The sequence below is a fragment of the Enterovirga rhinocerotis genome, from assembly GCF_004363955.1.
In the GTDB taxonomy this organism is placed as follows: domain Bacteria; phylum Pseudomonadota; class Alphaproteobacteria; order Rhizobiales; family Beijerinckiaceae; genus Enterovirga; species Enterovirga rhinocerotis.
The window spans coordinates 189,265-213,085 of record NZ_SNZR01000016.1 but is presented as its reverse complement, the minus strand read 5'-3'; the positions used below and the strand labels follow the sequence as shown (position 1 = coordinate 213,085).

Sequence of the window (23,821 nt, the reverse complement as noted above, 5' to 3'; positions counted from 1 at the left end):
CGATGCATGAAGACGTGGCTGGTCAGGGACGCCCGGGCCCATCTCGGCGACGTGATGGATGCCGCCCTCGCGGGCGAGCCGCAGCGGGTCGCCCGACGGGGACGCGAGGCGGTCGTCGTCGTGTCCGAAGCGGAGTGGGAGCGGGCGCGGGAGGGCAGCCCCACTCGCTCCTTCGAGGAACACCTCCGCTGCTTTCCTCTGAGCCACGACGAATGGCTCGAAGTTGCGCCCGGTCCGATTCCTCTCCGGTCCAAGCCGCTCTTCGGCGAATAGGCTTGTTCGTGCTCGATACCGACGTTGTCTCACGGACGTCGCCGGTCTCCCGGGACTTCGAGCTGGTCGACGGCTGGCTGTCACGTCACAAGGGCTTGAGCTTTGTCTGCGTCGTCACGCTGACGGAGCTGCGTTTCGGCGTCGACCGGCTGAAGCTCCGCGGCGCGACACGAAAAGCGTCGATCCTCGATGCTTGGGTGGACGGAATTGAGGACTTCTTCGGTTCGCGCCTCCTGGCCGTCGATGCGCGCGTCGCGACACGCACCGGTCAATTGCTGGCGAAAGCCGAAACGGCCGGGATTTCTCCGGGCCTCGCCGATGCCTGCATCGCGGCCTGCGCCCAGTTGACGGATCGCACGGTCGTGACCTTCAACGCCCGCCACTTCTCCGCTTTCGGCGTTCCGTTCCGGGCGCCCGAGGATGTCCGATGATTCTCGACGGCCGGCGCATCCTTCTCGTCATCGGCGGCGGCATCGCGGCCTACAAGTCGCTCGACCTGATCCGGCGGCTGCGCGAACGTGGCGCCAGGGTGCGGCCGGTCCTGACGGCCGGAGCGCAGCATTTCATCACGCCGCTCTCGGCGGCCGCCCTGTGCGGCGAGCCGGCCCATACCGACCTCTTCGACCGCAATCTCGAGACCGAAATCGGCCATATCCGCCTCGCCCGCGACGCCGATGCCATCGTCGTCGCGCCGGCGACCGCCAATCTCATGGCCCGGATGGCGGGCGGCCATGCCGACGACCTCGCGACGACGATCCTCCTCGCGACGACGCTGCCGATCCTGATCGCGCCCGCCATGAACGTGCGCATGTGGCAGCACCCGGCGACGCAGCGGAACCTCGCCACCCTCAAAGACGATGGCGTCCAGGTGGTCGGCCCGAACGAAGGCGCCATGGCCGAGGCCGAATGGGGCCCCGGCCGCCTCGCCGAGCCGCTCGAGATCGTGGCGGCGCTCGAGGGGATGATCGCGAGCGGCATCACACCGGAGCGCCCGATCCCCTCGCGTCCTCATGCTGAGGTGCCAGCCGGAGGCCGGCCTCGAAGCACCCAGGGCGGTGCGTCCTTCGAGGCCTCGCTTTGCGAGGCACCTCAGGATGAGGAGGGAGGGAGTCCCCGGTCCGGAGAAGTGGGCAAGGAATCTGGGCGCGCCCTCTCCGGCCGCCATGTCCTCGTCACCTCCGGCCCGACACACGAGCCGATCGACCCCGTGCGCTACATCGCGAACCGCTCCTCGGGCCGCCAGGGCCACGCCATCGCCGCCGCGGCGGCGGCAGCGGGGGCGCGGGTGACACTCGTCTCCGGGCCGGTCGCGATCCCCGATCCGGCCGGCGTCGAGATCGTCCATGTCGAGAGCGCCCGCGAGATGCTGGCGGCGGTGGAAAAGGCGCTGCCAGCCGATATCGCGATCTTCGCCGCAGCCGTCGCCGATTGGAGGGCGGCGGGCGAATCGGAGCAGAAGCTGAAGAAGGACGGCAGCGAGCCTCCGCCTCTGCGCCTCGCCCTCAACCCCGACATCCTGAAGACCGTCGCGCACCTTCCGGCCGGCCGGCCGCCGCTCGTCGTCGGCTTCGCGGCCGAGACCGAACGGGTGATCGAGCACGCGCAGGCGAAGCTCGCGCGCAAGGGCTGCGATCTCATCGTCGCCAACGACGTCTCGCCGGGCACCGGGATCATGGGCGGCGCCGAGAACGCGGTGCATCTCGTGACGGCGGCCGGGGTCGAATCCTGGCCGAGCCTCGGCAAGGAGGAGGTGGCGCGCCGGCTCGTGGCGCGGTTCGCCGAACTCGCCCCGCGCGCAAACGTTAAACCGGATTAATTCTTCTCCATGTGGCCCGACCGCCTCTTCTCGGCCGGTGCGGGCACCCGTAAAACGGCCCCGTTCTCCGGTCAGGATCGTTCGGACAAGAGGACCTCGACGAGGATCGCCGCTGCCCCGGCCTGACATTCCGATGCCGAATTCGCGCCTCCCCTCGCCCTCTCGGTATCGGATCCCGTTCATCGCAGCGTCCGCGCTGGCGCTCGCCTCCTGCCAGATCGTCCCGCCCGATACGGCCCTGCCGATCCCGACCGCGTTTCGCGCGGGCGGCGGTGGGGCACCGGCTCCCGCGCCGAGGCCGGACTGGGCGACGGGGTTCGGCTCGGCGGAGCTGAACCGGCTCGTCGCCGTGGCGATGGCGCAGAATTTCGACGTCGAGGCGGCCATCGCCCGGATCAACCAGGCCGAGGCTCAGGCGGTGATCGCGAGCTCCGCCCTGTTCCCGTTCCTCGGGGGCACGGGCGACGGCTCGCGGGTCCAGACCGCGACGCGGGCGGGGCCCGTGATCTCGAACCGGGTCGGCCTCGGCCTCACGGCGTCCTACGAACTCGACCTCTTCGGCAAGAACCGCTTCGCGGCGCGCGCGGCCGACGATTCGGCGCGGGCGAGCCGCTTCGACCGGGATACGGTGGCGCTCGCCACGATGGCGGCCGTCGCCAACACCTATTTCGACGTGCTGTCGGCACAGGATCGGCTGCGGATCGCGCAGGAGAACCTGCGTATCGCCCAGCGCGTGCTCGACGCGGTGCGAAGCCGGCTCGGCGCCGGGACCGGGACCGCGCTCGACACCGCGCAGCAGGAGAGCGTGGTCGCGACGCAGCGCGCGCGCATCCCGCCCCTCGTCCAGGCGGTGCAGCAGAACCGCAACACGCTCGCGGTCCTCATGGGACGCACGCCCGAGAGCGTCGCGATCAAGGGCGGCAGCCTCAACGCGCTCCGCATCCCCTCCCCACGCCCGGGTCTGCCCTCGGCGCTGCTGCTGCGGCGGCCCGACATCGGGCTGGCCGAGGCGAGCCTCGCCTCGGCCGAGGCCTCCGTCGCCTCGGCTCGGGCGGCCTTCTTCCCGACGATCCAGCTCACGGGATCCGGCGGTTTCCAGAGCGTCGCCCTGCGCTCGCTGCTCGGCCCGAACACGGCGATCTATTCGGCGGCGGCGGGCCTGACGCAGCCGATCTTCGACGGTGCCGCGCTCAAGGGACGGCTCGATTTCGAGCGCGGCCGCACGGCCGAACTCGCGGCGGCCTACAAGAAAGCCATCGTGCAGAGCCTCGCCGATGTCGAGAACGCGCTCATCGCCGTCCGCCAGACGGCCGAGCTCGAGGCCCGCCAGCGCGACGCGGTCGCCGCCTCGCGCCGGGCGCTCGACATCACCGAGACGCAGCTTCGGGCCGGCACGATCGACACCGTGACGCTGTTCACCGTGCAGACGACTCTCTTCAACGCGCAGGACGCGCTCGCCCAGGCGCGTCTCCTGCGCTTCAACGCCGCCGTCTCGCTGTTCCAGGCGCTGGGCGGCGGCTTCACGCAGAGCCGGGCGCAGCCCGTGGCGACCGGCGTCGCGCCTCTGGTCATGCCGGTCGGGTCCGAGGCGCCATGACGCGCGCCACCAAGGTCCTGATCCTTCTTCTGCTGGTCGCCGCCGGCGGCTGGTACGTCTGGAAGGAGATGTCGGGACCGGCAGGACCGGGCGTGAGCGAGGGGCAGGGCCGCCCGACGCGACGCGGAGGAGGGCGGCGCGGCCCCGGCGAGGGGCCGGCGGCGGTCGTGGTCGAGGCCTCGCGCAAGGAGGATGTCCCGGTGACGCTCGACGCCGTCGGCACGGTCCAGGCGCTGAACACCGTCACCGTGCGCTCGCAGGTCGACGGGCGGTTGATCGAACTCGCCTTCCGGGAGGGCCAGGACGTCAAGAGCGGCGAGATCCTCGCCCGCATCGATCCGGCCGTCTATCAGGCGCAATACGATCAGGCCGTCGCCAAGAAGGCCCAGGACGAGGCCAGCCTCGCCAATGCGAGGCTCGACCTCCGGCGCTACGTCGCGCTCGCCGCGACCAATTCCGGCTCGCGCCAGCAGGCCGACACGCAGCGCGCGCTGGTCGCCCAGCTCGAGGCCCAGGTCCAGGCCGATCAGGCCGCGATCGACAACGCCAAGGCGGTGCTCGACTACACCGTGATCCGCGCCCCCCTCGACGGCCGCCTCGGCATCCGTCTCGTCGACCAGGGCAACATCGTCCGCGCCGGGGACACGACGGGGCTCGTCGTCATCACCCAGCTGAAGCCCATCGCGCTCCTGTTCAACCTGCCCCAGCAGCATCTGCGCGCCGTCACCGCGGCGATGGCCGCCGGCCCGGTGCCCGTCGAGGCGCTGGAGGCGGACAACACGACGGTGATCGAGCGCGGTCGGCTGGAGGTGATCGACAACCAGGTCGACCAGGCGACCGGGACGGTCCGGCTGAAGGCCGTCTTCCCGAACGACGCCCTTCCCCTCTGGCCGGGCGCCTTCGTGAACGTGCGTCTCACGACGCAGATCCTGCGCGACGTCACGGTCGTGCCGACGGCCGCGGTCCAGCGCGGGCCGAGCGGACCCTTCGTCTACGTGGCCGAGGGCGACAAGGCGGTGCTGCGGCCGGTCTCGATCGCGCGCCAGACGGAGGCGATCACGGTGCTGGCCTCGGGCGTCACCCCGCCGGAGCGGATCGTCACGGCGGGCTTCGTCCGCCTGACCGACGGCGCGAGCATCTCCGTCACGGATCCGCCCGATAAGCGCGCGCAGCCGGGTGCTCCGCCCGCAGGCGGCGAGTCCCGTCCGGGCCGCCGCGCCCAGCCGCCCGGCGAGGGCCGCGAGCCGCGGCGCGGCGGGCCCGACGGCACGCCCGCCACTCCCCGGCCCGAGGCTCCGACGGGGACGGGCTCGCCGCGCCCGTGAGCGTCTCCTCGCCCTTCATCCGGCGGCCGATCGCGACCTCGCTTCTCGGGATCGCGATCCTCATCTGCGGCATCCTCGGCTTCCTGCGGCTGCCGGTGGCGAGCCTGCCGCAGGTCGATTTCCCCACGATCCAGGTCACGACCCGCCTGCCGGGCGCCAATCCGGACACCATCGCCTCGCTCGTCACAGCGCCCCTCGAACGCCAGTTCGGGCAGATCCCGGCCCTCGCGGGCATGTCCTCGCAATCGAGCTTCGGCCTGTCGCAGGTGACGCTGCAATTCGAGCTCGACCGCGACATCGATTCGGCCGCCCAGGACGTGCAATCGGCCATCAACGCCGCCGGCTCGACCCTGCCGCGAAACCTCCCCTACCCGCCGACCTACAACAAGGTGAACCCGGCCGATGCGGCCATCGTCACCATCGCGCTGACCTCGAAGACGGTGCCGCTCCGCGCGCTGTCGGACCTCGCCGACACGCTGATCGCGCAGAGGCTGGCGGAAGTCTCGGGCGTCGGTGCGGTCACGATCCAGGGCGGGGTCCGCCCGGCGATCCGCATCCAGGCCGATCTCGCGCGCCTCGCCGCCTACGGGATGAGCCTCGCCGACATCCGCACCGCCGTCACCGCCGCGAACGTCGCCGGCCCGAAAGGCGCGCTCGACGGGCCGGCCCAGGCCTATACGATCGCGGCCAACGACCAGCTGGCGGCGGTCGAAGCCTATCGTGAGATCATCCTCACCTATCGCAACGGTGCGCCCGTCTTCCTGCGGGACGTGGCCGAGATCGTCGACGGGCTCGAGGATTCGCGCGTCGCCGGGCGCCTCGGCGCCGACACGGCGGTCATCCTCGACGTCCAGCGCCAGCCGGGCGCGAACGTCGTCGACACGGTCGATCGCCTGCGCGCGCAGCTGCCCCGCCTTCAGAACGCCATTCCCGCCGGGGTCGAGCTGAAGCTCGTCCAGGACCGCACCGATACGATCCGCGCCTCGATCCACGAGGTCCAGTTCACGCTCGTCCTGTCCTGCGTGCTGGTCGTGCTGGTCGTGCTCCTGTTCCTGCGCACGGTGCGGGCGACGATCATCGCGGGCGTCGCGCTGCCGCTCTCGATCGTCGCGACCTTCGGGGTGATGTGGCTCGCCGGGTTCAGCCTCGACAATCTGTCCCTGATGGCGCTCACGATCGGCACCGGCTTCGTCGTCGACGACGCCATCGTCATGATCGAGAACATCGTGCGCAAGATCGAGGAGGGCGACCGCCCCTTCGAGGCGGCGCTCTCGGGCGCGCGCGAGATCGGCTTCACGATCATCTCGCTCACCGTCTCGCTCGTCGCGGTCTTCATCCCGCTCCTGTTCATGACCGGCCTCGTCGGCCGGATGTTCCGCGAATTCGCCCTCACCCTGACGATCGCGGTCGTCGTCTCGGCGATCATCTCGCTGACGCTGACGCCGATGATGTGCGCGATGCTGCTGCGCCGCCAAGAGGGCGAGTCGCGCTGGCAGCGCATCGTCGAGGCGCCGATCCGCTGGATGAGCCGCGTCTACGACGTGACGCTGCTCTGGGTGCTGAAGCGGCCGAGCCTGATGATGGCCGTGATGGCGGCGACCCTCGCTCTGACCGGCTGGCTCTACGTCGTGATCCCAAAGGGGTTCCTTCCGGACCAGGATACGGGGCTGCTCTCGATCGTGGTCGAGGCGGCGCCCGACGCCTCCTTCGCGGAGATGACGCGGCTGCAGGACGAGGTCTCGGCCGTGATCCGGCGCGACGGGGACGTCGTGTCCGTGACCGGCGTCGTCGGCGTCGGGCCGCTGAACCCGACTCCCAACGTCGCCCGGCTCACGGCGGTGCTGAAGCCCCTCGCCGACAGGCGCGCCTCCGCGGCCGAGATCGGGGAGCGCCTGAAGGCGGCCGCCGCCGGCATTCCCGGCGCGACGCTCTACGTCCAGACCGTGCCCGACATCCGCATCGCGACGCGGGCGAGCCGATCTCAGTACCAGTACACGCTTTCGGGGGTGGAGGCGGCCGAGGTCTCGGCCTGGGCCGCCCGGATGGCGCAGGCCCTCCGCGCGGATCCCGCCCTGCGCAACGTCGCGCTCGAGACGCAGGAGGGAGGGCTGCGCGCCAAGCTGATCGTCGACCGCGAGACCGCGGGCCGGCTCGGCGTCTCGATCCAGACGGTGACGGATGCGCTGAACGACGCCTTCGGCCAGCGCCAGATCTCGACCATCTACGGCCAGTCGAACCAGTTTCGCGTCGTGCTGGAGGCCTCGCCCCAATACCAGCAGAGCCCGGACGCCCTCTCGAAGCTCTATGTGCCGGCGAGCCTGCAGGTCACGCTGTCGACGACCGGCGCCGCCCCGACCACCGCGCAGGGCGCGCGGGCGCCGCAGATCCCGCTCTCCGCCTTCACCCGGATGGAGCGGACCACCGCGCCGCTCTCCATCGCCCACCAGGAGCAGTTCCCGGCCGCGACGATCTCGTTCGACGTCGCGCCGGGCTCGGCCATCGGCACGGCCGTCGAGGCCGTCGCCCGCGTCGAGCGCGAGGCGGGCCTGCCGAGTTCGGTGACGGGCTCCTTCTCGGGCGACGCGGCCGAGTTCCAGCACGCCCTCGCGGGCCAGCCCTGGCTGATCCTCGCCGCCGCGATCACGATCTACATCGTCCTCGGGATGCTCTACGAGAGCTTCATCCACCCGCTCACGATCCTCTCGACCCTGCCCTCGGCGGGCGTCGGGGCGCTCCTCGCGCTGATGGCCTTCGGGCACGACCTCTCGGTCGTCGCGCTGATCGGCATCATCCTGCTGATGGGCATCGTGAAGAAGAACGCGATCATGATGATCGACTTCGCCCTGGTCGCCGAGCGCGACGAGGGGCTGTCGCCGCTCGATTCCATCGTGAAGGCCTGCCGCCTGCGCTTCCGGCCGATCATGATGACGACGCTCGCCGCGCTGCTCGGCGCCGTCCCGCTCGCCATCGGCCACGGCCCGGGCTTCGAGCTGCGGGTGCCGCTCGGCATCACCATCATCGGCGGCCTCGTGCTGAGCCAGCTCATCACGCTCTACACGACGCCGGTCATCTATCTCGGCTTCGAGGGGCTGCGCCGCCGCTGGGGCGGGAGCGCCGCCCGCGAGCCCTTCCAGCCCGAACTGCCGCTGCGGGGCGGGCGCATCGCGGGGTGATCGACGCCCGGTTGATCTCTCGTCGCCGACACCGCATCGAGGAGGCGTCCTGACGGAAAGCCACGATGCCGCCCACCCTGCCAGCCGAGACCATCGCCCATTCGATCCAGATCGCGCTGACGCCGGTCTTCCTGCTCTCGGGCATCGCCGTTCTGCTCAACGTCTTCAGCACCCGCCTCGGGCGGGTGGCCGATCGCGTCGATCTCGTCACGGCTCAGATCCGCAACGCCTCCGAGGAGGACATGGCGTTCCTGACGCGCCAGCTCGACCGGCTGCGGCGGCGAGCGATCCTTCTCGACGCCGCTGTCGTTCTCGCCGGCATCGGTGCGGCCCTGACCTGTCTCACCGCCCTCCTGCTCTTCGCGAGCCAGCACGAGCCGATCGTCGCGAAGCTGATCGTCGGCACCTTCGGCCTCGCCCTCTGCTTCGCCATCTCGGCGCTCTCGCTCTTCCTCAGCGAGACGCTGCTCTCGGGCCGGGCCATCCGGGCCACGGTCGACCGGCAGGATGCCGCGCAGGCCGCCGCCGAGAGGGATTTCGCCCGCTGACGCGCCGCCTCACCAGGTGGCGCTGAACCCGCCATAGGCCGCGCGGCCGGTCGTGCCGTAATTCAGGATGTCCTGGTAGCGCGTGGCGGTGACGTTCTCGACGCGGGCGAAGACCTTCCAGGTCTCGTCGATCTTGTACTCCCCGTAGACGTCGAGCCGGGCATAGCGGGGCAGACGCTGCTTCTCGGCCGAATCGCTGAAGCGACGCGAGACCATCGTCACGCGCGGCTCGATCAGGAGGTTCTCGATCGGCGTCAGCGCGAGGGAGATGCGGGCGGTGTGGTCGGGGCGGCGCTGGAGGGTCAGCCCGGTCTCGTCGTTCTTGGCGTGCAGGTAGGTATAGGCGCCCGACAGGGAGACGAGGCCGGGCAGCAGGGTGACGCGGCCCTCGACCTCCACCCCTGAGGTCGTCGCGCGGGCGACGTTGCGGTAGCGCATCGTCACGGAATCGAACTCGATCAGGTCCGAGAACCGGTTGCCGAAGACGGTCGCCGAGACGCTCGCGCGGCCACCGAAGAGGCTCTGGTCGATGCCGGCATCCCAGCCGATCGAGGTCTCGGGGGCGAGTCCGGCCGTGCCGTATTGGGGCGAGAAGAGCTGGTACAGCGTCGGAGCCTTGCCGCCCGTGCCGCCGCTCGCACGCAGCTTCGTGCCGGTTTCGGGGATGAGATAGGCGCCGGTCGCGCGCCAGGTGTTGAACTCCTCGCGTCCGACCGAATCGTGCCGCCCCCCGGCCGTGAGGACGATCCGCTCGCCGATCGGCAATTGCCAGAGCGCGAAGAGCGAGCGCGTCGTCTGGTCGGCGCTGAGCGTGCCGGTCTTCGTTCGCGAGACGGGCAGGATCGGCGTCGAGTAGGAGCGCCCCTTGTCGGTTTCGTACTTGCCGCCGAAGGTGAGCGAGCCGAAGGCGTCGAGGCGGGCCTGGCCCTGATACTCGGCGCCGACGCGCTCGCTCCGGAAATCGGTGATCGTGCGGGTCGGGCTCACCGGCCCGATCCCCGCCCGGTAGCTCGTCTCGTCGAAGGTCCGCTCGGTCTGGTTGGCGTAGAGCGTCAGCGTGTGGGTGAGCGGCCCGCGTTCGAGCGTGCCCCGCGCGAAGACCTGGGAGAACAGCCTTTCGACCTCGCCCGGCGTGTCGGGCCAGATGCGCCGGCTGGGCAGGGGCGAGATCAGGCTCGGCAGCGTCGAGGAGGCGGCGTCGAGCTCCGCATGGGTCTTGACGCTCATGACGCCGATCTCGAGCTTCACGCCCTCGCCCGCATCGTAGCCGAGCTTGCCGTAGCCGCCCCAGCGCGCGAACCCGTCCGGCTCGAAGGCGCCGAAGCGCCGCTCGAGCTGCCGGATCCGGTAGCCGTAGCGCGAGAAGCCCGCGCTCTTCTGGCCGCCGCCCGAAAAGGCATACGACCACGGGCCGAAGGAGCCGGTCGCGGTCGCGCTGGTATTCACCGTGCCGTAGCTCCCGGCCTCCTGCCGGAAGGAGAAGCGCGGCTCGCCGCCGCCCGATTTCGTCAGGATGTTGATGACGCCGCCGATCGCGTCCGAGCCGTAGAGCGCGCTCTGCGGTCCGCGCAGCACCTCGATCCGGTCGATGGAGGAAGGCAGGAGCGTCGAGAAATCGAAATCGCCGCTGGCCGGGATCGAATCGTTGACCTTGATCCCGTCGATCAGGACCAGCGTCTGGCCGGGATTGGCGCCGCGCAGGCGCACCGAGGTCGTCGCACCGGGCCCGCCGTTCTCGGTGATGTCGAGCCCCGGCACGCCGCGCAGCGCATCGACGAGGGAGGTCGGATTCGAGTTCTCGATCTCCTCGCGGGTCACGACCGAGATCGCGCTGCCCTGGCGGGCGAGCGGCTCGGGCTGCCGGTTCGGCGTCACCACGACCTCCGGCGCAGCGGAGGCCGGCCTCACCGTGCCCGACGGGGAGGCCGCGGACGGAGCCCGGCCGCGGGACGTCCCGGCGCGGGCGGCGGCCGGGACCGTGCGGGTCGGCCGTGCCTGCGAGCGCGCCGACTGGGTCGGCTCGACGACGATGTCGGGGAGTTGGACGGCCGGCTGGGCCGAGACAGGTGCCGTGAGAGCGGCGAGACAGACGAACGAGGACAGGGCCGAGACGGCCTGGAAACGCGACATAAAAACTCCGGTGGCCCACCGCCACGCTTCGAATGGGTGCGTCCGGCCGGTCTCCTGGCTCGCGGAGCCTCGCTCTCCCCGCCTTCCCGGCCGAAGCCAGTGGCATCTGAGGATCGCGCTCCGCTCACAGTTGCGGGGGCAGCCGCGGCTTGGCGCTCTCGAGTTCCAGAGCGCCGACCGCGTTCCCGTTTCACCCCGAAGGGCACCGGACACGCCGCCTTGTCGACCAGGCACCGTCATGCGGCAAGCGCCGAGCGGCTCCCGTGAGACGGCGCGGCGCAGGTGCGGCAATCCCGCCACAGGGGGGCTTCCCCACCCTCCCCTGGAGGGGGAGGGTGGACGGCGAAGCCGGCGGGGGGGTGACAACCACCTCGCCTCATCGCCGACGTCTTCGAAGTGGATGCCGGGTTTCACCCCACCCCGGACCTGCGGTCCGACCCTCCCCCTCCAGGGGAGGGTGGGGGTTGGCGCCGGCTGCAGACCCGATAAGGGATGGCGCAGAAAACGCTGGGAGGACCGTCTTGCCCAAGAGCTATCGCATCGCCGCCATTCCGGGCGACGGGATCGGGATCGAGGTGGTGGCGGCGGGGGTCGAGGTGCTGACGGCCCTCGCCGAACGGGCCGGCTTCGGCATCGCCTTCGACCATTTCGACTGGGGTTCGGACTACTACAAGCGGCACGGCGTCATGATGCCGGCCGACGGCCTCGCGCGGATCAAGGATCACGACGCGATCTTCTTCGGCGCGGTCGGCGCGCCGGACGTACCCGACCACCTGACGCTCTGGGGCCTCCGGCTCGCGATCTGCCAGCCCTTCGATCAATACGCCAATGTCCGTCCGACGCGCGTCCTGCCGGGCATCACGAGCCCGCTGCGCGGCGTCGCCGGCCCCGAGCTCGACTGGGTGATCGTGCGCGAGAACTCGGAGGGCGAATATGCCGGCGTCGGCGGCCGCGTGCATCGCGGCCTGCCCGAGGAGGTCGCGACCGACGTCTCGATGATGACGCGGGCGGGCGTTGCGCGGATCATGCGCTTCGCCTTCCGCCTCGCGCAGTCCAGGCCGCGCAAGTTCCTCACCGTGGTGACCAAGTCGAACGCCCAGCGCCACGCCATGGTGATGTGGGACGAGATCGCGGCCGAGGTCGCGGCCGAGTTCCCCGACGTGGCCTGGGACAAGATGCTGGTCGACGCGATGACCGTGCGCATGACGCTCAAGCCCGAGAGCCTCGACACGATCGTCGCGACGAACCTCCATGCCGACATCCTGTCGGACCTTGCCGCCGCGCTCGCGGGCTCGATCGGCATCGCGCCGACCGCGAACATCAATCCGGAGGGCCATTACCCCTCGATGTTCGAGCCGATCCACGGCTCCGCCTTCGACATCACGGGCAAGGGCATTGCCAATCCGGTCGGGACCTTCTGGTCGGCGACGATGATGCTCGATCATCTCGGCGAGACGGAAGCCGCCGCCCGCCTGATGCGGGCGATCGAGCGCGTGACGGCCGATCCCGCCCTGCACACGCCCGATCTCGGCGGCACGGCCCGCACGCGCGACGTGACGGAGGCCGTCATCCAGGCCGTCCGCGGCGACAACGCGTGAGACCGACGCACCGACAGCCGCCTGATCCCACCCCGGAGGGGAGGGCGAGTCGAAGCGAAGATTCGAGCCTGGGTGGGGCTACCCGCCCCCGGTCCCCCCACCCGGTCGGCTGACGCCGACTCGGCCCTCCCCTCCGGGAGGGATCAAACGCGGTACGGCCGCCAAAGAACCATCAGGGAGGTCCTCATCATGAAAACCGTTCTCGCGGCGGCCGGCGCCGCTCTCCTCGCACTGGTCCAGCCGGCTGCGGCCCGGGATTATCCGACCCGGCAGATCACGATGGTGGTGCCGTTCGCGGCCGGCGGCACGACCGACATCATCGCGCGCCTGATGGCGGACGAGATGTCGAAGACCCTCGGCCAGCAGATCATCGTCGAGAACGTCGTCGGTGCGGGCGGCACGGTCGGCGTGACGCGGGTGAAGGGCGCGACACCGGACGGCTACACCGTCCTGATGGGCAATATGGGTACGCAGGCGGCGAGCGTCGGCCTCTATCCGAAGCTCGCCTACGACCCGCGCACCGATTTCGAACCGATCATCAATTCGGGCGGAACGCCCATGCTCGTCGTCGCCAAGAACGACCTGCCGGTGAAGGATTTCCGCGAATTCGTCGCCTATGTGAAGGCGAATGCCGCGAAGATGAATTACGGCACGGGCGGGGTCGGGGCGACCTCGCACCTCACCTGCCTGTATCTCGACGCGTTGATGGAGGCGAAGCCGCAGCACGTGCCCTTCCGGGGCTCGGGGCCGGCGCTGAACGCGCTTCTCGCCGGCCAGATCGACTATGTCTGCGACCAGACCGTCACGGTCGTTCCGCAGATCCAGGCGAAGGCCGTGAAGGGTCTCGTCGTCGCGGTCGAGAAGCGCCTGCCCGTCGTGCCGGACGTTCCGACCTCGGCCGAGCAGGGCATGCCGGCCTTCCAGGCGATGGGCTGGAACGCGATGTTCGCCCCCAAGGACACGCCGAAGCCGATCGTCGAGGCGCTCAACGCGGCCGGAAAGGCGGCGCTCGCAAGCGAGAAGCTGAAGGCACGCCTCGCCGAACTGGGCGTCGTCGTGCCCGAGCCGGCCGGCCAGACCCCCGAAGCCCTGGCCGAACTCGTCCGGAGCGAGATCGACAAGTGGGTGCCGGTGATCAAGAAAGCGGGTGCCGTTGCCCAATAGCCATCGCCGCCGCGGCGAAAGAAGGACAGCCCGTGACGAACCTCTCCGAGAACCCGGTCATCTGCTTCGCTCACGCGGCCTACGGCCTGCTTGACGCCTACGATGCGCTGCCGGCCTCAGAGAGGCCGGCCGGCACGAGCGCCTTCCAGGTCGCGAGTCGCGAGGAACTCGCCGCACGGATCGGCGAGGCCGATATCGTCGTCGCCTCGGGGCTCTGGGACAACGCCCTCCTCGCGAAGGCGCCGCGGCTGCGCCTCGTCCAGTCGGTCTCGGCGGGCGTGAACCAGTTCGACGCGACAGCCTTCGCGGCGCATGGGGTGCAGCTCGCGAGCGCCCAGGGCGCGAACGAGCAGGCCGTGTCCGAGCATGCCATCGCCATGCTCCTCGCCCTCGCCCGGCGGATCCACGAGGCGCGGGACAACCAGGCGAGGCGCGTCTGGCGGCCGATGCAGAGCGACCACGGGCTCCGCGAGGACGTGATCGGCGGCAAGACGCTCGTCATCATCGGGCTCGGCCGGATCGGCGGCCGCCTCGCGCGGCTCGCCAAGGCCTTCGGGATGCATGTGATCGGCGTCCGCCGCGATCCCTCCGCCGGCCTCAACGGTGCCGACGAGGTGGTGGCGACGCGCGATCTCCTCGGCGTCCTGCCCCGGGCCGACTATGTCGCGCTGACCTGCCCACTCACCGACGAGACGAAGGACATCGTCGATGCCCGCGCGCTGGCGGCCATGAAGCCGCGCTCGATCCTGGTCAATCTCGCCCGCGGCGGCTGCGTCGTCGAGGCGGATCTGATCGCGGCCCTGCGCTCGGGCCATCTCGAGGCGGCCGGGCTCGACGTCACGGTCGAGGAACCGCTCCCCGCCGCCTCGCCCCTGTGGGAGATGCCGAACGTCCTCGTCACGCCGCATACGGGCGGCGAGACGCGCGCCTACGAGGCGAGCGTGACCGAACTCCTCGTCGAGAATATCGGCCGGCTCCGGCGCGGCGAGCGGCTGGTCAACCAGATCGTCTGACCTCGCCCTGCCTGCCACGGCGACCACCCTCCCCTGGAGGGGGAGGGTCGGACCGCAGGTCCGGGGTGGGGTGAAACCCGGCATCCACTTCGAAGACGTCGGTGATGAGGCGAGGTGGTTGTCACCCCACCCCGCCGGCTTCGCCGTCGACCCTCCCCCTCCAGGGGAGGGTTGGGAGCGCCGCCCCCTGCCCTCAGCCGCGCCGTCCGACGACCTGGCCCGCGACGCCGTCGAGAGCGCCCGGCTCCAGTTCAGCCGCGAGAAGGCGGGCCGGATCGACCGGGGCCGGCATCTGCAGGCGCCCTGCCGGGGCGCGGGCGAAGCCGAAGCGGGCGTAATACGGCTCGTCGCCGACGAGGATCACGAGCCGGTGCCCATCCGCCTTCGCGCGCTCCAGCGAACGGCCGATGAGGGCCGCGCCGATCCCGCGCCCCTCGAAGGCCGGATCGACCGCGAGCGGCCCGAGCAGCAGCCCCGGCACCTCGCCGAGGCTGATCGGCGAAAGCCGGATCGACCCGACGAGCAGCGTGCCGACGAGGGCCGTGAAACAGAGCTCCGGCGTCGCCTCCGCGCCCTCGCGCAGCCGGAACGCGGTTCGGGCGAAGCGTCCCGGTCCGAAGGCGCGCTCATGGAGGCGCTCGATCGGGGCGGCGTCTTCCGGACGTTCGGGCAGGATGGAGAGCGGCAGCGTCGTCATGCGCTTCCGCTACAGCATTGCGCGGACGGAGCCAGCCCCTTCCTGCGAAGGGCGGCCGCGGATGGCGGGGGAACGGTTGCGACCGGCCTGCGGATGTGGAAAGCGGCGAGCGCAAGGCCGGATCGATCCGGCCGCCATGTCGAGGACCTCTCGTGTCGCACCCCGTCTCGCCGCTCGCGCCGAAATCCGTGCCCGATTGCCCCGAGATCCGAGGCGTGCGCCTCGCGACGGCCGAAGCCGGCATCCGCTACAAGGGCCGCACCGACGTGCTCTACGTCGCGCTCGACGAGGGTGCGAGCGCGGCGGGCGTCTTCACCCGCTCGCGCTGCCCCTCGGCGCCGGTGGATTGGTGCCGCGCGAACCTCGCCGGCGGCACGGCCCGCGCCGTCGTCGTCAATTCCGGCAACGCCAACGCCTTCACCGGCGGGAAGGGCCGCGATTCGACGCGGCTGACCGCCGAGATCGCCGCGCGGGCCGCCGGCTGCCGGCCCGAGGAGGTGATGCTGGCCTCGACCGGCGTCATCGGCGAGCCGCTCGACGCGACGCGGTTCGAGGGCGTCCTCGCCGATTGCGCGTCGCGCGCCGCGCCCGGCGGCTGGCTCGAGGCCGCCCGCGCCATCATGACGACCGACACCTTCCCGAAGGTCGCGACCCGCTCGGTCGAACTCGGGAACGGCGAACGCGTCGTGATCAACGGCATCGCCAAGGGCTCCGGCATGATCGCGCCCGACATGGCGACGATGCTGTCCTTCGTCTTCACCGACGCCGCCATCGCCGCCCCCGTGCTGCAGACCCTCGTCTCCGAGGGGGCTGATACGAGCTTCAACTGCACGACGGTCGACGGCGACACCTCGACCTCCGACACCCTCCTCGCCTTCGCCACGGGACGGAGCGGCGGGAAGGCGATCGAGAACGCGGACGATCCGCGCCTGCCGGCCTTCAAGGCGGCGCTCGACGACCTCCTGATCGATCTCGCCCAGCAGGTCGCGCGCGACGGCGAGGGCGCGCGCAAATTCGTCACGGTGAAGGTCGAGAGCGCCGAGAGCGACGCCTCCGCGCACCGGATCGCGATGTCGATCGCCAATTCGCCCCTCGTGAAGACCGCCGTCGCCGGCGAGGACGCCAATTGGGGCCGCGTCGTCATGGCGGTCGGCAAGGCGGGCGAGCCGGCCGACCGCGACCTCCTCTCGATCTCGTTCGGAGACGTGCGGGTGGCGCACCAGGGGGCGCGCGATCCCGATTACGACGAGGCCGAGGCATCGGCGGCCATGAAAAAGGACGAGGTGACGATCACGGTCGATCTCGGCCTCGGCGAGGGCAAGGCGCGGGTTTGGACCTGCGACCTCACCAAGGCCTATGTCGAAATCAACGGGGATTACCGTTCATGAGAATCCATTTGGCGGCGCTGCTCGGTCTCGCCGCCCTCACCGCGGCGAGCACCATGGCCATGGCCGACGACAAGACCCCTCCGACCATGTCCATCACCGGCCGGGCGACAATCGAGGCGAAGCCCGATTACGCCGCCGTCTCGATCGGGGTGTCGAACAAGGCCCAGACGACGGCCGCCGCGATCGACGCCACATCGTCCGCCGCCGGCAAGATCGCCGCCGCCGCGAAGGCCTTCGGCATCGAGCCGCGCGACATCCAGACGAGCTACGTCTCACTCCAGCCGGCCTACCGCCCCGTGCGCGACCCCTCGGGCGTCGTCGAGCAGAAGCCGGACGGCTATTCGGCCTCGAACTCGGTCGTGGTGCGCGTCCGCGATCTCGGCAAGCTCGGCGAGTTCCTCCGCAACGTCGTCGATGGCGGCGCGAACCATATCGGCGGGGTCGCCTTCGAACTCTCCGATTCGACCAAGCTCGAGGGCGAGGCGCTCGCCGCCGCCGTGAAGGACGCGCGCCGGCAGGCCGACATCATCGCCGAAGCGGCGGGCGTGAAGATCGCCCGGATCGAATCGATCTCGGTTTCGCAGGGCTATCGGCCGATGGCACGGGTCGCATCGGCACCGCGCGCCATGGCGCGCGAGCGCGCCGACGTGCCGGTCGAGGCCGGGTCCCTGGACGTGCAGTCCGAGGTCCAGGTCACGTTCTCCTTCAACTGACCATCGCGTTCGGGCCGTGAAACTTCTTCTCGTCGTCGCCGTGGCGCTCGTCGATGCCGACGGGCGCGTCCTCATCTCCGAACGGCCGCAGGGCAAGGCCCTGGCGGGCCTCTGGGAGTTTCCGGGCGGCAAGATCGAGCCGGGGGAGCGGCCCGAACGCAGCCTGATCCGCGAATTGAAGGAGGAGCTCGGCATTGACGTCGAGGAGCCGTGCCTCGCGCCGCTCACCTTCGCGAGCCACGCCTATGAGGAGTTCCACCTCCTCATGCCGCTCTATGTCTGCCGGCGCTGGAAGGGCTCGGTGCAACCGGTGGAAGGCCAGCGCCTCGCCTGGGTCAGGCCGACGAAGCTCCGCGACTACCCGATGCCGCCGGCCGACGAGCCGCTCATCCCGGCGCTGATCGATCTCCTGGCCCCGCTGGGCGCCTAGATCCCGCTGCGTCTTCGGAAACCTACCGGGCCTCGGCCTGGCGCCGAAGCGTTCTGCGTGCGGGGCGTGCCGGGCTCATCTGCGGCATGATCCAGTGTCCGCTCGCCATCATCGTCACGGTGCGCCGGGTGGCGCTCGAGAGGAGGCGGCTCTGCGTGAGCGCGACGAAATCCGCATCCGTCCGGATGGCGCGCCGCGAGCCGTGATAGACGACCGGCCCCGTCTTCAGCACGACGATGTCGCCGTGACGGAGCGTCGGATCCTTCAGATACCAGTCCGGATTGGCGACCGGATCGATGCTCTTGACGAGGACGGGCTTGCGCTCGCGGGCGCCGAGGGCGGCCCGGTCCGACAGCGTCTTCTGCAGATCCCGCCTGCCCTTGCCGCGCGGCCGGACGGTCACGTCGAGCGGCTTCGAATCGAAGCCCGGCGGCTGCACCGTGGTCGGCCGCCCGAACAGGAAGTCGAGCAGGCCCGCCGCCTTCGCCGGTCCCGGAATCAGGATCCCGGCGCCGAGCGCGAGCGCGAGGATCGGAAGAAGCGAAGCGACGGGGCGCATGCGGGTTAACGAAGGTTAATCAGGCGGGCGAGGGGAGGCCTAATCGGCGGGCTGCGGCCCGGCAAGGGGTTTGCTGCGACAGCGAACGAATTCTCCCGGTCCTGTTTCTCCGTAGGCTTAACGCCGCGCCGCCGAAGCCGAGGACGGCGGGGCCGGGACCTCGTCCGCCGGCCCCGCGATCCAGTCCCTCCACAGGAGGTGGAGGCTCGCCATCAGGGCCGGCCCGAGGAAGAGGCCGAGCAGACCAAAGGTCTCGACACCGCCGAGGATGCCGATCAGCACCCACAGGAAGGGCAGCTTCGTCGCCCCGCCGATGAGGGCCGGACGGACGGCGTGATCGGCGACGAAGACGACGATGCTCCCCACCGCGACGATCGCGACCGCGGCCCCGACGGAGCCGTCGGCGAGGACGAGCAGCGCCGCGGCGCAGAACACGGCCGCGGCCCCGAACGGGATCATCGCCGCGATCGCGGTCGCGGCCCCGAACAGGGCGGGATGGGGCACGCCGGCGAACCAATAGGCGATGCCGATGAGGATGCCCTCGCCGATCCCGACCAGGACGAGCCCGTCCACGGTGCCATGGATCGAGGCGATCATCTGCCGGCCGATCCGCTCCCCGTGAGGCCCGATGGCGCGTTCGCTCGCCCGCCTCAGGGCGTCGAGGAGCCAGAGGCCGTCGCGGTAGAGGAAGAACAGCGTCAGGATGGTGAAGCCGAACACGATGCTCCGGTGCAGCAACTGCCCGCCGAGCGAGCGGCTGAGCCCGGCGACGGCGTCGTGGTTGAACCGCTCGATCAGGCCGGAGGCGGCCGCGCCGCTGGCGAGGTTCTCCGTCCACCAGGACAAGGCGGCCGGCCCGAGGAGGGGGAGGTCGCCGAGCCAGGGTGGCGGCGGAAGGCCCGAGCGCCGCGCCTCCTCGACCAGCGAGAGCACGGTGTGGGCCTCCCGCGCGACCTGGATTCCCGCGGCGGCAAGGGGGACGAGGACCAGAAGGGCCGCCGCGACGCTGAAGACGAGCGGCCACAGGATGTCGTGGCCGCGCGGCGGGTACATGGCGCGCACGCGTGCATAGAGAGGCCAGGTCGCGACGGCGAGGATCGCGGCCCAGCCGAGGGCCGGCAGGAAGGACCGGATCGTCCAGAGGCCCGCCACCAGCAGCAGCAGGCAGAGGACGATGAAGGTCCGCCGTTGGGCCGGGCTCGGCGGATCGTGGGGCATCGTTTCGAATGCCTTGGGTTCGCTCATTTCGCCCTCGTTGCGGCCGCGGCCCGGGACACCCGGCCCGAAAATCGCTACCAACTCCGCGATCCCATGACGAGACCGGATGGAGTGCCTGCCTTGACGAACGTGACCATCGACGGCGAGCGCCTGTGGGGAACGCTGATGGAGACCGCCAAGATCGGCGGCACGGCGAAGGGCGGCATCCGCCGGCTGACGATGTCGGAGGAGGACAAGCGCGTCCGCGACTGGTTCAAGGCGGCCTGCGAGGCGGCGGGCTGCACGGTCACGGTCGACACGATCGGCAACATGTTCGCGCGGCGGGAGGGCAAGAACCCCGACCTGCCGCCGATCTGCATGGGCTCGCATCTCGACACCCAGCCGACGGGCGGCAAGTTCGACGGCATCCTCGGCGTGCTGGCGGGGCTCGAGGCGATCCGCAGCCTCGACGCGATCGGCTACCAGACCAACGCCCCGATCGAGGTGATCAACTGGACGAACGAGGAGGGCGCGCGCTTCACGCCGGCCATGATGGCCTCGGGCGCCTTCGCGGGGGTCTTCACCGAGGAGTACATCCTCTCCCGCACCGACCGCGAGGGCACGACCTTCGCCGACGCCATGGACGCGATCGGGTATCGGGGCGACACGCCCCTCGGCGGCCGGAAGCTCGGCGCCATGTTCGAACTCCATATCGAGCAGGGCCCGATCCTCGAAGCCGAGGACCGGATGATCGGGGTCGTCACGGGCGTCCAGTCGATCCGCTGGTTCGAGCTCACCATCACGGGCGCGGCAGCCCATGCCGGCGCGACCCCGATGCCGGCGCGGCGCGACGCCCTGGTCGGGGCGGCGCGCGCGATCGAGGCCGTCGAGGCGGTGGCGCTCGCCCATGCCCCCGATGGCGTCGGCACGGTCGGCATCCTCGAATGCCGGCCCGGCTCGACCAACGTCGTTCCGGGCGAGGTCTTCCTGACCATCGACCTCCGCCATCCGCTCGACGAGGTGGTGGCGCGGATGGAGGAGGACCTGCGGGCGCGACTCGCGGAGATCCAGGGCCGGCTCGAATTCGGCCTCGAGCGCATCTGGGTCTCGCCCGCGGTGCATTTCGACCCGGTCCTGATCGGCCATGTCCGCGAGGCGGCCGAACGGCTCGGCTTCCGCCACCGCGACATCGCCTCGGGCGCGGGCCACGACGCGGTCTACACCGCCCGCATCTGCCCGACGACGATGGTCTTCGTGCCCTGCAAGGAGGGGATCAGCCACAACGAGGCCGAGGAGAGCACCTTCGAGCAATGCGCCGCCGGCACCCAGGTGCTGCTCAACGCCGTCCTCGCCTACGACGCGACCCTGGAGGGGTGAGCTTCAATCGTCGGACGCAACGAACAGGTAATGCGTGCTTCTGCCTCCGGCATCGGCGCGGACGAGGACGGAGCGGCCGATGAGGTCGTCGATGTCGCGAAGTGCCGTGTCGGGGGAGCAGCCGGCGAGGGCGGCCCATTTCGATGCCGTCAGCTTGCCCTGAAAGCCGTCCAGCAGCTTGGCCAGCACCTTCCGCTGCCGGATGCTGATGCCGTCGAGCTTCGGTTGCGCCCAGAACTGCGCCTTGCGCAGGACGGTCGCCAGATGCACCTCGGCGTCGGCGATCGCCTTGTCGAGGATGCCGAGGAACCAGACGAGGCGCGCCGTGATGTCGAGATCGCCCTTCTGCGCCGCTTCGAGCGTTGCGTAATAGGCGCTCCTCTCCACCCGTAGCCGCGCCGAGATGCTGTAGAAGCGTTGAGCCAGCCCTTCCGCGCGGGCCAGCATCATGTCCGCGAGGGCGCGACCGATCCGTCCGTTGCCGTCGTCGAAGGGGTGGATCGTCACGAACCAGATATGGGCCACGGCCGCCTTGAGCACGAGATCGAGATCGGGATGCTCGGCTTCGTACCAGGCCAGGAAACGGCTCATCTCATCGGCCACGCGCTCCGCCGGCGGGGCCTCGAAATGGACCGTCTCTCGACCGAGCGGCCCGGAGACGACCTGCATCGGCCCGCCATCGGGCTTGCGCCAGTCTCCGACCGTGATCCGGCGAAGACCACTGCGGCCGGTCGGAAACAACGCCGCGTGCCAGGCGAAGAGCCGCTCCTCGGTCAGGGGCGCCGCGTGGTTCTGGACTGCGTCGACGAGGATCTCGACGATCCCGTCGGCGTCCCGGCGGATCGCGGCGGGAACGGGATCGTCGAGGCCGAGCCGGCGCGCGAGCGACGAGCGCACGGCCGACATGTCCAGAACCTCGCCTTCGATCTCGCTCGTCTTGACCGCATCCTCCGCCAGCATGTCGAAGGCCGTTTCATCGCGGAGAGCGAGACCCAGCCCCTGCATGCGCCCGATCAGCCGCCCTTGCCGGTGCCTCACGGCCGCGAGCGGCGCCGAAAGACGCGCAGCGTCCCAGCGAAAGCCCGGCCAATCCGGCCTCTGGTAGATATAGGGCATAATCACCGCACCATCTGCGGCGAATATGTCCTGCAATCGCCGCATCGGCAACCGTGTGTCGAGGCCTCTCACGAGGCTCGCAGGCGACAAAGCGCGCGGCAGACATTATCTGAGCGGCGTCATCGTTCCGTCGCCGTCAGAGGTTTCCGCCGTGCAGAAGCAACGTCCCGTCATGCTCGTGATCCTCGACGGCTTCGGCTGGCGCGAGGAGAGGGCGGACAACGCCGTCGCGCAGGCGCACAAGCCGGTCTTCGACGGGCTCTGGAGCACCTGCCCCCGCGCCTTCCTGCGCACGAGCGGGGCGGATGTCGGCCTGCCGGACGGGCAGATGGGGAATTCCGAGGTCGGCCACCTCAATATCGGCGCGGGCCGCGTCGTGATGCAGGACCTGCCCCGTATCGGCAACGCCATCGCCGATGGCAGCCTCGCCGCCGATGCGACGCTCGCCGGCTTCGTCGCCAGGCTCAAGGAGACGGGCGGCACCTGCCACCTGATGGGCCTCGTCTCGCCCGGTGGCGTCCATGCCCATCAGGACCACGCCGCCGCCCTCGCGCGGATCGTGACCGCGGCCGGCGTGCCGGTCGCCGTCCATGCCTGGACGGACGGGCGCGACACGCCCCCCCGTTCGGGCGCGGACGACCTCGCGCGCCTCGCGGCGGCGCTGCCGGACGGCGCCCGCATCGCGACCGTCAGCGGCCGCTACTACGCCATGGACCGCGACAACCGCTGGGAGCGCGTCTCGAAGGCCTACGGGGCCATGGCGGACGGGCAGGGCGCGCCCTTCCCCGACGCGGCCTCGGTCATGGCCGCCTCCTATGCGGCCGACGTCACCGACGAGTTCGTCGTCCCCGCGGTGCTCGGCGGCTATGCCGGCATGGCGGATGGCGACGGCATCCTCTGCTTCAACTTCCGCGCCGACCGGGTGCGCGAGATCCTGGCGGCCCTTCTCGACCCGGCCTTCGCCGGCTTCGAGCGCGCGAAGGCGCACCGGGTCGCGGCGGCCCTCGGCATGACGGAATATTCGACCGCCCTCGACCGGCTGATGGGCACGGTCTTCAAGCCGCAGAGCATGACCAACATCCTCGGCGAGGTGGTCGCGAAGGCAGGTCGCACCCAGCTCCGCATGGCGGAGACGGAGAAGTACCCGCACGTCACCTATTTCCTGAACGGCGGCGAGGAGACGCCCTATCCCGGCGAGGAGCGCGTCATGGTGCCCTCGCCCAAGGTCGCGACCTACGATCTCCAGCCCGAGATGTCGGCGCCGGAACTCGCCGGCAAGGCGGCCGAGGCCATCCGCTCGAAGCGCTTCGACCTGATCGTGCTGAACTTCGCCAATCCCGACATGGTCGGCCATACGGGCAGCCTCGAGGCTGCGATCCGGGCGGTCGAGACGGCCGATGCCGGGCTCGGCCTCATCTGGGAGGCGGTGAAGGCGGAGGGCGGCGCGCTCCTCGTCACCGCCGACCACGGCAACAGCGAATTGATGCGCGATCCCGCGACCGGCGGCCCGCACACGGCACACACGACCAACCCCGTGCCCGTCGTGCTGGCGGGCGTGCCGGGCGTGCGGCTCCACGACGGCCGGCTCGCGGACATCGCCCCGACCCTCCTCGCGCTGATGGGCATCGCCCAGCCGGCGGAGATGACGGGCCGGCCCCTGGCCGAGCCGGCCTGATCCCCGAGCCGGCCGGCCCTGGACCGGCCGGC

20 protein-coding genes and 1 riboswitch are annotated in these 23,821 nt (G+C 70.7%); of the genes, 15 read left to right on the top strand and 5 right to left on the bottom strand.

Annotation, left to right across the window (positions count from 1 at the left end; translation table 11 throughout):
- Positions 1-6 precede the first annotated feature (6 nt).
- The 7 genes from EV668_RS21605 (at position 7) to EV668_RS21575 (ending at position 8,732) form a co-directional block, all read left to right on the top strand.
- A complete protein-coding gene (locus EV668_RS21605; protein WP_133774068.1) occupies positions 7-273 on the top strand; it encodes a type II toxin-antitoxin system Phd/YefM family antitoxin in 267 nt (88 codons plus the stop codon).
- Between the two features lie 8 nt (positions 274-281).
- Positions 282-704 (top strand): PIN domain-containing protein, encoded by a 423-nt coding sequence (locus EV668_RS21600; RefSeq protein WP_245513357.1) that lies wholly within the window; start codon positions 282-284, stop codon positions 702-704.
- Positions 701-2,089, top strand: coding sequence for a phosphopantothenoylcysteine decarboxylase domain-containing protein (locus EV668_RS21595; RefSeq protein WP_133774064.1), 1,389 nt, complete (start codon positions 701-703; stop codon positions 2,087-2,089). Before EV668_RS21600 ends, EV668_RS21595 begins: the two co-directional genes overlap by 4 nt.
- Before the next feature lie 133 nt (positions 2,090-2,222).
- Positions 2,223-3,686: an efflux transporter outer membrane subunit gene (locus tag EV668_RS21590; RefSeq protein WP_133774062.1), complete on the top strand. Its 1,464-nt coding sequence runs from the start codon at positions 2,223-2,225 to the stop codon at positions 3,684-3,686.
- Positions 3,683-5,011 carry an efflux RND transporter periplasmic adaptor subunit gene (locus tag EV668_RS21585; protein WP_133774060.1) on the top strand — a complete coding sequence of 443 codons (1,329 nt, stop codon included), beginning with the start codon at positions 3,683-3,685 and terminating at the stop codon, positions 5,009-5,011. Before EV668_RS21590 ends, EV668_RS21585 begins: the two co-directional genes overlap by 4 nt.
- Positions 5,008-8,184, top strand: coding sequence for an efflux RND transporter permease subunit (locus EV668_RS21580; RefSeq protein WP_133774057.1), 3,177 nt, complete (start codon positions 5,008-5,010; stop codon positions 8,182-8,184). Before EV668_RS21585 ends, EV668_RS21580 begins: the two co-directional genes overlap by 4 nt.
- A 65-nt stretch (positions 8,185-8,249) precedes the next feature.
- Entirely contained in the window at positions 8,250-8,732 is a 483-nt protein-coding gene (locus EV668_RS21575) for a DUF2721 domain-containing protein (protein ID WP_133774055.1), read from the top strand.
- Between the two features lie 9 nt (positions 8,733-8,741).
- Here EV668_RS21575 and EV668_RS21570 read toward each other — a convergent pair whose 3' ends face one another.
- Positions 8,742-10,862: a TonB-dependent receptor plug domain-containing protein gene (locus EV668_RS21570; protein WP_133774053.1), complete on the bottom strand. Its 2,121-nt coding sequence runs from the start codon at positions 10,860-10,862 to the stop codon at positions 8,742-8,744.
- 27 nt (positions 10,863-10,889) lie between these two features.
- Positions 10,890-11,087: riboswitch (cobalamin riboswitch) on the bottom strand.
- Between the two features lie 296 nt (positions 11,088-11,383).
- Here EV668_RS21570 and EV668_RS21565 point away from each other — a divergent pair.
- The 3 genes from EV668_RS21565 to EV668_RS21555 all read left to right on the top strand — a co-directional run bounded on the left by EV668_RS21565 (position 11,384) and on the right by EV668_RS21555 (position 14,637).
- Entirely contained in the window at positions 11,384-12,460 is a 1,077-nt protein-coding gene (locus EV668_RS21565) for a tartrate dehydrogenase (RefSeq protein ID WP_133774051.1), read from the top strand.
- Between the two features lie 189 nt (positions 12,461-12,649).
- Entirely contained in the window at positions 12,650-13,624 is a 975-nt protein-coding gene (locus EV668_RS21560) for a tripartite tricarboxylate transporter substrate-binding protein (protein WP_133774048.1), read from the top strand.
- A 32-nt stretch (positions 13,625-13,656) separates the two neighbouring features.
- Entirely contained in the window at positions 13,657-14,637 is a 981-nt protein-coding gene (locus tag EV668_RS21555; protein WP_245513343.1) for a D-2-hydroxyacid dehydrogenase, read from the top strand.
- Positions 14,638-14,830: 193 nt separating this feature from the next.
- Here the strand turns inward: EV668_RS21555 and EV668_RS21550 are convergent, their stop codons facing one another.
- Positions 14,831-15,334 carry a GNAT family N-acetyltransferase gene (locus EV668_RS21550; protein WP_133774046.1) on the bottom strand — a complete coding sequence of 168 codons (504 nt, stop codon included), beginning with the start codon at positions 15,332-15,334 and terminating at the stop codon, positions 14,831-14,833.
- A 152-nt stretch (positions 15,335-15,486) separates the two neighbouring features.
- On the opposite strand from EV668_RS21550, the gene argJ reads away from it, so the two are divergent.
- From argJ to EV668_RS21535, 3 genes are read left to right on the top strand one after another with little or no spacing between them, the layout of a single operon-like run.
- A complete protein-coding gene (gene argJ / locus EV668_RS21545) occupies positions 15,487-16,722 on the top strand; it encodes a bifunctional glutamate N-acetyltransferase/amino-acid acetyltransferase ArgJ (RefSeq protein ID WP_133774044.1) in 1,236 nt (411 codons plus the stop codon).
- Complete coding sequence (locus tag EV668_RS21540) at positions 16,719-17,435, top strand: SIMPL domain-containing protein (protein WP_133774042.1); 717 nt, start codon at positions 16,719-16,721, stop codon at positions 17,433-17,435. Before argJ ends, EV668_RS21540 begins: the two co-directional genes overlap by 4 nt.
- A gap of 16 nt (positions 17,436-17,451) precedes the next feature.
- Positions 17,452-17,865 carry a (deoxy)nucleoside triphosphate pyrophosphohydrolase gene (locus EV668_RS21535; RefSeq protein WP_133774040.1) on the top strand — a complete coding sequence of 138 codons (414 nt, stop codon included), beginning with the start codon at positions 17,452-17,454 and terminating at the stop codon, positions 17,863-17,865.
- Between the two features lie 22 nt (positions 17,866-17,887).
- Here EV668_RS21535 and EV668_RS21530 read toward each other — a convergent pair whose 3' ends face one another.
- Positions 17,888-18,424, bottom strand: a complete 537-nt coding sequence (locus tag EV668_RS21530) for a hypothetical protein (protein WP_133774038.1) — start codon at positions 18,422-18,424, stop codon at positions 17,888-17,890.
- 117 nt (positions 18,425-18,541) lie between these two features.
- Entirely contained in the window at positions 18,542-19,669 is a 1,128-nt protein-coding gene (locus tag EV668_RS21525) for an AI-2E family transporter (RefSeq protein ID WP_133774036.1), read from the bottom strand.
- A 66-nt stretch (positions 19,670-19,735) separates the two neighbouring features.
- Between EV668_RS21525 and EV668_RS21520 the strand changes: the two genes are divergently transcribed.
- Positions 19,736-20,998, top strand: a complete 1,263-nt coding sequence (locus EV668_RS21520; RefSeq protein ID WP_133774034.1) for a M20 family metallo-hydrolase — start codon at positions 19,736-19,738, stop codon at positions 20,996-20,998.
- 3 nt (positions 20,999-21,001) lie between these two features.
- Here EV668_RS21520 and EV668_RS21515 read toward each other — a convergent pair whose 3' ends face one another.
- Complete coding sequence (locus tag EV668_RS21515; RefSeq protein WP_208111598.1) at positions 21,002-22,114, bottom strand: Fic family protein; 1,113 nt, start codon at positions 22,112-22,114, stop codon at positions 21,002-21,004.
- 151 nt (positions 22,115-22,265) lie between these two features.
- Here EV668_RS21515 and gpmI point away from each other — a divergent pair, with 151 nt between their 5' ends.
- Positions 22,266-23,789 carry a 2,3-bisphosphoglycerate-independent phosphoglycerate mutase gene (gene gpmI / locus EV668_RS21510; RefSeq protein ID WP_133774032.1) on the top strand — a complete coding sequence of 508 codons (1,524 nt, stop codon included), beginning with the start codon at positions 22,266-22,268 and terminating at the stop codon, positions 23,787-23,789.
- Positions 23,790-23,821: the final 32 nt, after the last annotated feature.